Source organism: Xanthomonas sp. A1809, assembly GCF_017746015.1.
GTDB lineage: Bacteria > Pseudomonadota > Gammaproteobacteria > Xanthomonadales > Xanthomonadaceae > Xanthomonas > Xanthomonas euvesicatoria.
The window spans coordinates 859,970-873,611 of the sequence record NZ_JAGHWZ010000005.1 but is presented as its reverse complement, the minus strand read 5'-3'; the positions used below and the strand labels follow the sequence as shown (position 1 = coordinate 873,611).

Annotated in this window: 6 protein-coding genes and 1 riboswitch; of the genes, 4 read left to right on the top strand and 2 right to left on the bottom strand. The window is 64.1% G+C overall.

What is annotated here, in order from left to right; translation table 11 throughout:
- Positions 1–5 precede the first annotated feature (5 nt).
- A complete protein-coding gene (gene ilvC, locus J7396_RS09975; RefSeq protein WP_008573705.1) occupies positions 6–1,007 on the bottom strand; it encodes a ketol-acid reductoisomerase in 1,002 nt (333 codons plus the stop codon).
- Positions 1,008–1,658: 651 nt separating this feature from the next.
- Here ilvC and ggt point away from each other — a divergent pair.
- Together ggt and J7396_RS09965 are read left to right on the top strand one after the other, a co-directional pair.
- Positions 1,659–3,368 carry a gamma-glutamyltransferase gene (gene ggt / locus J7396_RS09970; protein WP_008573707.1) on the top strand — a complete coding sequence of 570 codons (1,710 nt, stop codon included), beginning with the start codon at positions 1,659–1,661 and terminating at the stop codon, positions 3,366–3,368.
- Between the two features lie 60 nt (positions 3,369–3,428).
- Positions 3,429–5,285, top strand: a complete 1,857-nt coding sequence (locus J7396_RS09965) for a methyl-accepting chemotaxis protein (protein ID WP_209261380.1) — start codon at positions 3,429–3,431, stop codon at positions 5,283–5,285.
- 263 nt (positions 5,286–5,548) lie between these two features.
- Here the strand turns inward: J7396_RS09965 and J7396_RS09960 are convergent, their stop codons facing one another.
- Complete coding sequence (locus J7396_RS09960) at positions 5,549–8,320, bottom strand: TonB-dependent receptor (protein ID WP_008573711.1); 2,772 nt, start codon at positions 8,318–8,320, stop codon at positions 5,549–5,551.
- A 430-nt stretch (positions 8,321–8,750) separates the two neighbouring features.
- A riboswitch (TPP riboswitch) is annotated at positions 8,751–8,848 on the top strand.
- A gap of 91 nt (positions 8,849–8,939) precedes the next feature.
- Between J7396_RS09960 and thiC the strand changes: the two genes are divergently transcribed.
- Positions 8,940–10,817 (top strand): phosphomethylpyrimidine synthase ThiC, encoded by a 1,878-nt coding sequence (gene thiC, locus J7396_RS09955; RefSeq protein ID WP_209261379.1) that lies wholly within the window; start codon positions 8,940–8,942, stop codon positions 10,815–10,817.
- Between the two features lie 423 nt (positions 10,818–11,240).
- Positions 11,241–13,580: a winged helix-turn-helix domain-containing protein gene (locus J7396_RS09950; RefSeq protein WP_209261422.1), complete on the top strand. Its 2,340-nt coding sequence runs from the start codon at positions 11,241–11,243 to the stop codon at positions 13,578–13,580.
- Positions 13,581–13,642 lie beyond the last annotated feature (62 nt).

Here is a 13,642-nt window from a genome sequence, read left to right as displayed (position 1 = left end):
CGGCGTTATGCCGCCTGTTGATTCGCAGGTGCGGCAGCGGCTTGCTGTTGCCCGTTGAGCCACACCATCTTGGCGCGCAGCTTCTTGCCCACTTCCTCGATCGGGTGTTCCAGATCGGCCTGCTTGAACTTGTTGTAGTTCGGCAGGCCGGCGTCGTATTCGGCCACCCAGTTCTTGGTGAAGGTGCCGTTCTGGATGTCGGTCAGCACGTCCTTCATGCGCGCCTTGGTGCCGGCATCGATCACGCGCGGGCCGCTGACATAATCGCCGTATTGTGCGGTTTCGGACACGAATTCCAGCATGCGGGTGATGCCGCCTTCGTAGAACAGGTCCACGATCAACTTCAATTCGTGCAGCACTTCGTAGTATGCGATTTCGGGCTGGTACCCGGCCTCGACCAGCACTTCGAAACCGGCCTGCACCAGTGAGGAGGCGCCGCCGCACAGCACGGCCTGCTCGCCGAACAGATCGGTTTCGGTTTCTTCCTTGAACGTGGTCTTGATGATGTTGGCGCGCGCGCCACCCAGGCCGCCGGCATAGGTCAGCGCGAACTGCTCGGCCTTGCCGCTGGTGTCCTGGTACACCGCATAGATGCACGGCACGCCGCGGCCGATTTCATATTCGCGACGCACCAATGCGCCCGGGCCCTTGGGCGCGACCAGCACCACGTCCAGATCGGCGCGCGGTTTGATCATGTCGAAGTGCACGTTCAGGCCATGCGCGAACAGCAGGCAGGCGCCCTGCTTCATGTTCGGGGCGATGACCTCTTCGTAGAGCTTCTTCTGCACCATGTCCGGGGTCAGGATGGCGACCAGGTCCGCGCTCTTGACCGCTTCGGACGGCGCCACGACGGTGAAGCCATCGGCCTGCGCCTTGGCTTCGGTCGGGCCGCCGGCACGCAGGCCGACGGTGACGTCGAAGCCGGAATCGCGCAGGTTCAGCGCATGTGCGCGGCCCTGGCTGCCGTAGCCGATGATCGCGATTTTCGGTTGGGTGTCGTTGCTCATGGAATGTCCTTGCGGGGTTGGCAGTGGAGATGGGCAGTGGATAAATGGATCAGCCGGCAGTGCGTGCACTGGCCGGCTGAGCAAGGCGGGGACGCGCGATGACAGTGCGCAGGCAACCACAGGCACGCATGCGCGGCTGGGCGCATGGCGATGTTGCGGATGTGGCAGTGATGTCGTTCATGTCATTCGAAACTTTTGGTGATCCCTGAAACGCGAAACCCCGCGCCGTTGCCGGTGCGGGGTCTGATCGAAGCCTTGTGTGTCTGTTGCCTACACGAAGTCTCGTCCCGCACCGGTTGGCGAGGTAATAAGTACGAGCACGAGAAGCGACGCAGCCGACGCGCCGGAGGGCGCGGACAGTGGGGCGTTCGAGGTGGTGAAGTGGTGCGGCATGGGCCTGAGATAACCACCGCGGCAACCAGGGTGTCAACCCTTGCGCATGAAACATCCGCATCGATGTGCCGAGTGGCATGCAAAGCCCCGTCGCAGCTGCATGGTTACTGCTGAAACCTGATCGGGACGGCACAACAAGCGCCGACGGGGATCACCATCTGCGCGGCATTGAGCGCGCTGCCAAGTGTCGATCGGACGGCAGGACGCGGCCCGCTGGTATGGTTGGCACCTCATTCTCAGTGTCAGGGGCCCTCGGTGATGCGTCGCGTACCTGTGTTGTTGGTGTCTGCTCTGGCGTTGCTCGCGCCGCCCCTCGGCGCTGCCGACCGCGTCACCGGGCAGCCGTTTGCCACCCGCTCGGAAGTCATTGCGCCGCATGCCATGGCCGCGACCTCGCAACCGCTGGCCACCCAGATCGCGCTGGACGTGATGAAGGATGGCGGCTCGGCGGTGGATGCAGCGATCGCGGCCAATGCCGCGCTGGGCCTGATGGAGCCCACCGGCAATGGCGTGGGAGGGGATCTGTTTGCGATCGTTTGGGACCCCAAGACCCACAAGCTCTACGGCTACAACGGCTCCGGCCGCTCGCCCAAATCGCTGACCCTGGCCGAATTCCAGCGCCGTGGCTTGAAGGACATTCCGCCGACCGGCCCGTTGCCGGTGTCGGTGCCGGGTGCGGTGGACGGCTGGTTCGCGCTGCACGCGCGCTTCGGGCGCAAGCCGATGGCACAGAACCTGGCGCCGGCGATCCGCTACGCGCGCGAAGGCCATCCGGTCGCCGAGACCATCGCCTATTACTGGGACCGTTCGGTGCCGCGCCTGTCGCAATACCCCGGGTTCAAGGAGCAATTCACCATCGACGGCCACGCCCCGCGCAAGGGCGAGCTGTGGAAGAACCCGAACCTGGCCAACACGCTGCAGCAGATCGCCGACGGCGGCCGCGACGCGTTCTACAAGGGCGAGATCGCGCGCACCATCGGTGCCTACTTCAAGGCCAACGGCGGCTACCTCAGCTATGAGGACCTGGCCAGCCATACGGGCGAGTGGGTCGAACCGGTGTCCACCAATTATCGCGGCGTTGATGTGTGGGAACTGCCGCCCAACAGCCAGGGCATCGCCGCGTTGCAGATGCTCAATATCCTGGAGGGTTACGATTTCTCCAAGATTCCGTTCGGCTCGGCCGAGCACGTGCACTTGTTCACCGAGGCCAAGAAGCTGGCCTTCGCCGACCGCGCGCGCTTCTACGCCGACCCTGCGTTTCAGCCGGCACCGCTGGCCAGGCTGATCTCCAAGGACTACGCCAACCAGCGGCGCGCGCTGATTTCGATGGACAAGGCGCTCAAGGAAGTACAGCCAGGGACACCCAGGCAACTGGAAGAAGGCGACACCATCTATATGACCGTGGCCGATGCCGACGGCATGATGGTCTCGCTGATCCAGTCCAACTACCGCGGCATGGGCAGCGGCATGGCGCCGCCGGGGCTGGGTTTCATCCTGCAGGACCGCGGCGAGATGTTCGTGCTGAAGAAGGATCATCCCAACGGCTACGCGCCGGGCAAGCGGCCGTTCCAGACCATCATCCCGGCCTTCGTCACCAAGGACGGCAAGCCCTGGCTGAGCTTCGGCGTGATGGGCGGGGCGATGCAGCCGCAGGGGCACGTGCAGATCGTGATGAACCTGGTGGACTTCCACATGAACCTGCAGGAAGCCGGCGACGCGCCGCGTATCCAGCACGAGGGCTCCACCGAACCGACCGGGCAGGCCACCGCGATGCGCGATGGCGGCGAGGTGAATCTGGAAACCGGCTTCTCCTACGACACCATCCGCGCGCTGATGCGCAAAGGCCACCGGGTGATCTTTGCCGACGGTCCGTACGGCGGGTATCAGGCCATCGCCCGCGATGCGGCCAGCGGCGTGTACTACGGTGCGTCGGAGAGCCGCAAGGACGGCCAGGCGGCCGGATACTGAGCGCGCGACACGGTTGAGGTTGCCGCTCAACTCCGGCCGCCGCACGCCGCTAATCACGGGATGGAGCAGGAGCCCCTCATGAATTCGATGCAACAGCCCGACCCGCCGTCGCAGACCCAGACGGCCGTGCTCCCGGATGCGCCCGTGGCCTTGCTGCGGTTGTCCGCCGAGGCGTGTGTGGTGGCCTGCAACCGCGTCGGCCTGGATGTGCTGGGCAAAACGGCGCTTGAGCTGCAGGGCGCGCCGGCCTCGGTGTTGTGGGGCTTGAGCGCGGCCGATCTGGTTGGCGAAGACGGCGTCTGGGCTGCCCCGGGCGACGACCCGGCGCGGCGCGTGCGTTATGTGCGCGACCGCGCGCATGGCGGCTGGATGCTGTCGCTGCCGCATGTGGAAACGGCAATCCTGCTGCGCGAGGCCACGCGTCTGGCCGACGGCAGCCGGCCGGTGCCAATCTCGCCCCTGCTGCAGCCGCTGGTTGCACGCCTGCAGGCCGAGCACGAAGACCGCACGGTGCTCGAGCGCACTGCCCAGGCGCTGGCCGGCTGCGAGCTTGAACTCCTGTTGCCGCCGGGACTGGCGGAAACCGAGATGGGCCGGCGCCTGCAAGCCGGGTTCGGCAATCTGGCCGAGGCCATCCGCCAGGCAGTGGCCTTGTCGGTGCAGATCGCTGCCGAAGTGCCGCCGCTGGTGGCCGAGAACGATGAAATGGTGCGCCAGTCGCAGGCGCAGAACGAGGCGTTGGACGGTGCGCGCACCGCGGTGGAGCGGCTGTCGTCCAGCCTGCAGGACGTCAATGCCGAGCTGGCGCAGGTGATTGCGCTGGCCGCCAGCGCCGACGACAGTGCGCGGCAAGGTGTGGCTGCCGCGCATGCGCTGGGCCAAGCAATGCACGAAGTGGAGCGCCGAGCGTCACGTGCGGGCGAAGTCATCGAAGTCATCGATTCGGTGGCGTTCCAGACCAATATCCTGTCGATCAATGCCAGCATCGAAGCCGCGCATGCCGGCGATGCCGGGCGCGGGTTTGCGGTGGTGGCCACCGAGATCCGGCGGCTGGCCGAACGCGCCGCAGCGGCGGCACGCGACGTACGCGCGATCCTGGCCGAAACCAGCGCCGCCGTAGGGGAGGGCGCAGCCTCTGCACGTGGCACAGAAGCGGTGCTCGATGGCATCACCCGTGTGCTCGGGCAGGCCAGCAGCGCGATGACCACCGTGGCCGGGCGCATCCAGGCGCAGGACGGGGAAATTCGCGGGATCGAGCGTGCGGTAGATGGCGTGGTGGCGTTGGGCCGCAGCAATCTGCAGCATGCCGCGCACGTGGCCGAACGCAGCGAAGCGCTGGAGCGCGGCACCGAAACCCTGCGCGATTGCGTGGGCTTGTTCCGGTTGCCGCCGGACCCGCTGCAGGTGCCCAGGCACGCGCGGGTCAAGGAGCTGGCCGTTGCCACGGCCGGCAAGATCGGCAGTGCGCTGGCGCAAGCCATTGCGCGCGGGCAGATCGAGCAAGCCGCATTGTTCGCGCGCACCTATACGCCGATCGCCGGCGTGGAGCCGCCCAAGTTCAGTACCGACTTCGATGCGCTCTGCGACCAGCTACTGCCCGCTTTGCAGGAGCCGCTGCTGGACGCGCACCCGTGGATTGTCTTCGCCATCTGCGCCAACCCCGATGGGTATGTGCCCACGCACAACCTGCGCTTCACCCAACCGTTGACCGGCGATGCCAAGCGCGATCTGGTCGGCAACCGCACCAAGCGCAAGTTCACCGACCGCGTTGGGCGCAGCGTGGGCGCGCATACCGATCCTTACCGTCTGCAGGTCTATCGCCGCGATACCGGCCAGATCATGTTCGACCTGTCCACGCCGATCTTCGTCGGCGGCAAGCACTGGGGCGGCTTGCGGGTGGGCTATACGCTGGAGTGATGGCGTCGCCCGGCCGGGGTTTGGCTGCTGCGCCTCCACCCGGACAACAAAAAAAAGCCGCCGAAGATCGGCGGCAGGGAGAGAGAGCAGGTTTCTTGTTGTAGTGGCTGCAGGCTAGCGGTGCGATGTGCCCTGGAAATGTCTGTGCATGTCGCCATCGCCGTGCCGTGTGCCAAGCGCTTGATTGCGTGTTAGCCGTGCCACACAGACAACGACCTCCCGAAGGAGGTCGTTGTGACAACACGTGGATCAGGACAGCGTGCTCAGAAGCGCTGCGTGTACTGCAGGTAGCTGTAGCGTCCCGGGATGGCGTAGGCCGGATCGAACGAGTTGGCCGAGGCGCTGAGCGCGACCGGCGGATCGCGGTCAAAGACGTTGTTCAGACCCAACCGCACGGTCGCATTCCATGGAAGCTGGTAAGACACCTGCATGTCGTTGAACGCAGTCGCCGCAACGTGGCGATAGTTTCCGTTGTCGTCCAGTTCCGAATCGTAGTCCTTCATGCCCGAGTAGTACCGCACGGCCCAGTTGGCGGCCAGATTGCCGTAGCTCCAGTCCAGGGTGAGCGTGCCGCGGGTGCGCCAGTTCGGGTTGTTGGTGTGGTAGATGCCGTTGTAGCTTTCCCACGCAGAATTGTCGTCCTGCTTCTGCTCGTTGACGGCCACGTAGGTCGAATCCAGCGTGAGCATGAACTGGCCGATTGCGGTCTGCGGCAGTTTGTAACGCGCGGTGAAATCGTAGCCTTGCATGCGTTGCTCGCCGACATTCACCGGCTGGATCACCAGGCCGGTGATGGTCCCTGTCGCATCGCGGGTCACCAGATCGCAGAACGCCGAGACGTTGAATTGGTAACACTGCGACAGGATCTGATTGGCGCTGAATTCGGTGATGGCGTCGGTGATTTCGATCTTCCACCAGTCCAGCGACACGTCCAGGCCCTGCACCGAAGCCGGGCTGTAGACAAAGCCAAGCGTGGTGTTCTTGGATTTTTCCGGTTGCAGATTGGCGTTGCTGGTGTAGGTGAACGGATAGATGGTCTGGCCGGAGTTTCCGCTGGCGCTGTTGTATTCGGCAACGTAATTGGCAGGCACGCCGCGGGCTGCGCATGCGGCCGCAATCGCGCTGGTGTAGGAGGTGCTATTGGTCGAGCAGGGATCGGAATAGGTGTCGAAACTGTCCGAGGCGCCCAGATACAGATCTTCGATCGATGGCGCGCGGAAACCGGTGGCGTAATTGCCGCGAATCAGCAGGTCGGCGACCGGCTTCCACTTGAAGCCGAACTTGCTATTGGTGGTGCTGCCGAAGGTGTTGTAGTCCGAATAACGCACTGCTGCGCTCAATTCCAGCAACTGCGCACCGGGCACATCCTTCAGCAGCGGAATCGCCACTTCGGTGTAGTAGTCGTTGAGCGTGTACGAGCCAGAGGTGGGCGTAAACGAATTGCCCGAGGTATAGCCGGCCGAAATCAAGGCATCCGGTGAGGAGAATCCGCTTTCCTCGCGATGTTCGACACCGGCGGCAAAACTCATCCAGCCGGCGGGCAGCTCGAACAGCTCGCCGGTGAGGTTGGCGGTGAAGCTGCTGTTTTTATATTGATATGTGTTGTGCGCAGTGAACAGGATGTAGTCCAGCATTTCCTGGGTCACGCCACCGGCCGGCGACAAGGGGTTGAACGGTACGCAGCCGGCAATGACGGCGCCGCCGCTGTCCAGGCACGCCAGGGTGCCATTGACGATGCCCGATGCACCGAGCGCATTGCCCAGGTTGAGCAGATTGACATCGCCATACTGGGTTTCGGTCTGGTCGGTCTGGTTGTGCGCAAAGCCCACATCCCAACTGAACTGCCTGTCGGCAAACTGGAAGTCGCCTTCCAGCCCGGTGTACACGTGCGAGGTCTTGACGTCCTGCTGATAGGTGCGCGCGAATTCGGTCAAGCGGTGCGACCAGCCCACATCGCGCCCGTCGCCGCCGTAGGCAGTGTTGTACGGGTTGTAGTAGCTCTCGCCGCTCAACAGGATGCCGGTGTTGACGGAGGCCAGCGGAAAGCCTGCCAATTGCTGCGACGACTGGCGGCGGTTATACAGTCCATCGAACTTGAAGCGCACGTTGTCGGTGAGTGCGTAGTTGCCCTGCACGTACAACGCGTCGCGCTTCTGTGGCGTGACCAGGTAATTGTCCTTGGCGTAGTTGTAGCCATATTCGGACGTGTTGAAGGCGGTGTACTGGTCCAGGCCATAGCGCGGATACCTGCTGTCGCCGCTCGCGGTGGCGCTGTCGGGCAATACCGTCCAGGCGCCGCTGGTGCCATTTGCACGGAGGCGGCCGCTTGCCGAGTAGCTGCTATAGGCCGACGAGCCCGCGCCGTACACCGGCTCGGCGGAGATCTCCCGGTCGCCTGCCATCACCGCATCTTCCTTGACGCTGGACAAGCCGATGACCAGATTGCCGCGCTCGCTGGTGGCGCCCACGGTCGCGTCGAAAGAGGTGCGCTGACCGTCGCCCTGGCCGTATTGGCCAACGTAGGCGTTGACTTCGGCGCCATCGAAATTGGTACGGGTAATGATGTTGACCACGCCCGCGATGGCATCGGAGCCATAGATCGACGAGGCGCCATCCTTGAGGACTTCCACGCGCTCCACGATGGCCGAGGGGATGGTGTTCAGATCCACCGAACCGGACAGGCCCGAGACCCAGCGCCGGCCATTGACCAACACCAGCGTGCGTGAGGCGCCCAGGTTGCGCAGGCTCACCGTGGCCGAGCCGTCGCCGCCGTTGTTGACGGTGCTGTTCATCGTCGCGCCGTTGGAGGGAATGCGCTTGAGAACGTCGGCAACCGAGGTCAGGCCCTGCTTTTCGATGTCCTGGCGCGTGAGTACCAGTACCGGTTGCGAATTTTCCACGTCGACCGAGCGGATGCGCGAGCCGGTGACTTCGATCTTGTCCAGGTTGGTCGGACTCTTGTCGGTTTGTTCCTGGGCGATGGCGCTCGTGCTGACGCACAGGCTGATGGCGATCGCGAGCGAGCCCCGACGCATCGTCGGGTGGAGCGTTGTCTTAGTCATATGTACGGCGGTTCCCGGTAGAGGAGGAGCGACAGCGCGATCCCCGTGAATGACACCTGCATGCGTGCGGCGTCTTCGGCACGCCACGCAGGCTTAGCGGGAATTTAACGAGCGGGTTTCGCCGCCGTTTTTCGTCAATCGGCGCCTTGTTGCGTGGCGACGCGCGCAATGCATCGGCGCGCCATGTAATGCCCGGGCGACGCTGGGCGTGTGCTGCAGCGACGTGAGATGACCTATGCGGACATATGTCGCCGCCGAACGCGACAACCTTGCGACGCGCAACAGCAGGCCGGTGCGGCCGCTGCTTCAGTGCGGTATGCCCTACGGGTTTAGCGCGGGCCGTGCGCGCTTGGGGTATGTGGCGGATTTTGTTTAGCTGCGCAGGTGCGATGTGGTTTAATCGCCGCCGAAGTGGGGGTACCGCAGCGTGCTGCGGTTGAGATAGTCCCTTCGAACCTGATCCGGCTGATACCGGCGTAGGGAAGCTTCGTCAGATGCGATGGTTCGTGCGTGCACGGGCAGTCGGTATCGAGCGCCGCCGCTTCGTCCGCACTGCGACTCCTTCGCAGGGCCAGCACACAGGACGAATGCCATGAATGCCGCGCCCACCGTTTTGCAACAACAAGCCCAGTCGTTGTCGGAGGCTGTCACCCAGCCGATTCCCGGTTCACGCAAGATCTTCGTGCAAGGCTCGCGCGCCGATCTGCAGGTGCCGATGCGCGAGATCGCCTTGACGCGCACGCCCACCTTGTTCGGCGGCGAAGAGAATCCGCCGCTCAGCGTCTACGACACGTCCGGGCCTTACACCGATCCGCGGGTGGCGATCGATCTGGCAGCCGGTCTGGCACCGCTGCGTGCGCAGTGGATTGCCGAGCGTGGCGACACCGTCGCCCTGGACGGGCTGAGCTCCAGCTTCGGGCGTGGCCGCGAGCACGATGTGCGTCTGGATGCAGTGCGCTTTCCGGCGCGGCGTCTGCCGCGGGTCGCGCGACAGGGCGCCAACGTCACCCAGATGCATTACGCGCGCCGCGGCATCATCACGCCGGAAATGGAGTACGTGGCGATCCGCGAAAACCAGCGCCTGGAAGCGGTGACCGATGCAAGCTTGCGCAGGCAGCACCCGGGCCAGGCGTTCGGAGCTTCGATCCAGCAACGCATTACACCGGAGTTCGTGCGCGAAGAGATCGCACGGGGCCGCGCGATCTTGCCCAACAACATCAATCACCCCGAGAGCGAGCCGATGATCATCGGCCGCAATTTCCTGACCAAGATCAATGCCAACATCGGCAACAGCGCGGTGTCTTCAGGCATTGCCGAAGAGGTCGAGAAGCTGGTGTGGTCGATCCGCTGGGGCGGGGACACGGTCATGGATCTGTCCACCGGCAAGCACATCCATGAGACGCGCGAGTGGATCATCCGCAACTCGCCGGTCCCGATCGGCACGGTGCCGATCTATCAGGCGCTGGAGAAGGTCGATGGACGCGCCGAGGCGCTGACCTGGGAAATTTTTCGCGACACCTTGATCGAGCAGGCCGAACAGGGCGTGGATTACTTCACCATCCACGCCGGCGTGTTGCTGCGTTACGTACCGCTGACCGCACAGCGCGTGACCGGCATCGTCTCGCGTGGCGGTTCGATCATGGCCAAGTGGTGCCTGGCGCATCACAAGGAGAATTTTCTCTACACGCACTTCGAAGACATCTGCCAGATCATGAAGGCCTACGACGTGGCGTTTTCGTTGGGCGATGGCCTACGCCCCGGCTGCATCGCCGACGCCAACGACGCGGCGCAATTCGGCGAGCTGGAAACGCTGGGCGAGCTGACCAAGCTCGCCTGGAAACACGATGTGCAGACCATGATCGAAGGCCCCGGCCATGTGCCGATGCAATTGATCAAGGAAAACATGGACAAGCAGCTGCGCGAATGCGGCGAGGCGCCGTTCTACACCCTGGGGCCGCTGACTACCGACATCGCGCCGGGCTACGACCACATCACCAGCGCGATCGGTGCGGCGATGATCGGCTGGTTCGGCACCGCCATGCTCTGCTACGTCACTCCGAAAGAGCACCTGGGCCTGCCCAACCGGCAGGACGTGCGCGACGGCATCATGGCCTACAAGATCGCCGCGCATGCCGCCGACCTGGCCAAGGGGCATCCGGGCGCGCAGGTGCGCGACAACGCCTTGAGCAAGGCGCGTTTCGAATTCCGTTGGGACGACCAGTTCCATCTTGGCCTGGATCCGGAAAAGGCCAAGGAGTTCCATGACCAAACCCTGCCCAAGGACGCGCACAAGCTGGCGCACTTCTGTTCGATGTGCGGGCCACACTTCTGCTCGATGAAGATTACCCAGGACGTGCGTGATTACGCGGCCGAGCACGGCATAAGCGAGGCGCAAGCGCTGTCGACGGGCATGCAGGAAAAGTCCGCACAATTTGTCGCGCAGGGCGCGCAGGTCTATCGCGCCACGTGACGCGTTACATGGCAGCGTTTCATAAAACGTGATGTAGCGCCTGCTTAGGAAAAGTTCAGTTTTGTACTGAACAGATTGCAGCGCGGTCCGCAAGTGCCGCGCTATGGCAGGGTTGCAAGCGATTCCAGTAAATAAGGGTTTCAGCTGATTTAGCTGAATCGCAGATAAAAAAATCGCGCCAGAAGGCGCGAAGGGTACGTCGTAATTATTCGAATTCGTCGGCGAGAGAGAGAGAGCCTGACGCTGCCGCCTGTCTTAGGAAGCAACGGGGCATAGCGTAAAATTTGCACCAAATGGATGCATGACACAGTTGGTCGTCGTCCTTTGCTGAATTTGGCGTTTCGCGGAAGGCGCGGGGCGCTCTTTGTTGTTCTTGCATGCCGACGCGTGTTTTTGCCGATGAGTGTTCCTCCCGCTATTGCAATGCCATCGGGCCGGCTGCGTGTCGGTCAGTGCGTGGTCGACATTGCCTCGCGCGAGGTGCACGCACCTGGCGCAAAGCGTCCGCTGCGGCTGGCGCCCAAATCCCTGGCGGTGTTGCTGACCCTGGCGCGGCAGCCGGGCCAGGTGGTCACGCGCGAGCAACTGCTTGCCGAGGTTTGGCCCAATACCTTGCCGACCAACGATGTGGTGACCCAGGCGGTCACGCAGCTGCGCAAGGCGTTTGCCAGCCACGGCGTGCAGCGCTCGGAGCACATCGAGACCATCGCCAAGACCGGGTATCGCTTGATGGCGGCGGTTGTGTGGGAAGCGCAGGCACCTGCATCGGCGACGCTGCCTGGTGAAGCACTGGGTCCGGATACGCTCGAGCCGGCGCAGCCAGACCAAGGCGTGGCGTCCGTCCCCGACCAGTCCGACGCTGCCGCATCGCCCGTCCGCACCGCGCCTGGCCAGCCTGTAGCGCCCGTCGTTGCGGCGCCGGCCTCGCCACGAAACCGGCTCTCCATGGCGCTGGCAGTCGCCAGCGTGGCGTTGCTGGTCGTGCTGAGCCTTGCGGTATGGACCTCATGGCGACCTGCCCCGGCACCTGAGACCGCGCAAGCGCATGCGGTGCTGGGCAGCCCCAAACGGCCGTATCAGGTCATTACCGCGGGCGGTGGATTCGATCTCACGCCAAGCCTGTCGCCCGATGGCGCGATGGTGGCGTACGCCTCATTGACCAGCGATCGCACCGGCACCTCGATCCTGGTCAAGACCACCGACAACGCCTATCCACGGGTACTGGAGACGCCTGCGCCCGGCGTCTCCGATCGTTTGCCGGCGTGGTCGCCGGATGGCCGGGAGATCGCGTTTTCCAGGCAGGCGCCCGATGGCAGCTGCCGGGTCATGATTGCCGCAGCCACCGGGCCTGCGGCGTCGCGCGAGGTAATGCGGTGCGATGGTGCCGACATGCTGAGTTTCAGCTGGTCGCCGGATGGGCGCGCGCTGGTGTTCGGCAGCATGACCGGCACGCACGGTGCGGCCCGCATGCGTCGCCTGGATCTGACAACCGGGCAGTGGCAGACGCTGGACTATCCGGCGCAGGCAGGTGATTTCGATTACGCGCCGCGGTATTCGCCCGATGGGGATTGGATCGTGTTCCTGCGTAATCCGCAGCTCGGGGACCTGTGGCGGATTCCTGCCGAAGGCGGCGTCGCCGAACGGCTCACCCATGACAACGCCGATATCCGTGGATGGAGTTGGCTGCCCGATGGCAGCGGTTTGATCTTCGGGCGTCGCGTGGACAGCGAGGCGCGGCTGTATCGCCTCGATCTGCGGGACCACAGCTTGCACGATGTGGGCGTGGACGATGCGCAAGCACCGGACGTGGCGCATGGGCATCTGGTGTTCGTGCAACGCAAACCGCAGTTTGGCGTCTATCAGGTCATTGGCGACACGATGAACGGTGGCTACATTCGACGCCGACTGTTTCCATCCAGCGGGCGCGACGATCAGCCGATGATTGCGCCGGATGGGCGCCAGCTGATCTTTGCATCCAATCGATCCGGTGCGTACGCACTGTGGTGGGGCGATGTCAGCAAGCCCGGTTCGGTGCGCTTGATCGAAGGGCTGCGCCCGGATTCGCGCCAGGCCGCCGACTGGTCAGCCGATTCGCAACGCGTGCTGGTCAGCGGCAGCGATGCGGCCGGGCATGCGGCGCTATTCGAAGTGACCCCCAGTAGCGGCCAGGTAGTGCGACTACCCGTGCCGCAGCCGCGCCCGCTGCAGGCGATCCATCTTCCCGATCCGGACCGGCTGCTGGTCCTTGCTGCTGCCGACGACGGGCATACCTTCGCAACGCTGTACGACCGGCGCAGCAGCCCATGGCGTGCGCTGGCGACGCTGCAGGACGTCTCGCAATTGCGACTGGACCGCGTCAGCGGACAGGTCTTGCTGACCCGCCTCAGCGGGGGCGGTGTGTGGCAGGTCGCTCCATCGCTGGCCGCCGACACCTTGCATGCTGTCGATCCGCAACAGCCATCGCGCTGGCGGTATCGCAGTTGGGCGCCGGGCGTGAATGGCCAGCTGCATTACCTGTCGTCCACCGACAGTTGCGCTGCCTACGATCGCGAGTTGCGCAGCGGCCGCGGCCAGTGCCTGGATGCGGTCAAGTTCACCACCATCAACGGTTTCAGCCTGAACCAGCGCGATGGGACGCTGTATGTGTCGCTGGCCGAAGAAGATGGCAGCGCCATCGCGTATATGCCGTTGCCACAGCATTCCGTGGCGCCTATGGGTGTCATCGCTAACTTATTGTCGGTATTGAGAAAAATCGCCTCGTAAGTTCTTCGGAAAGGCTTCGTGGCAATTTCGGCGCAGTTTCGTCAAAACTTCCTGACTGACGC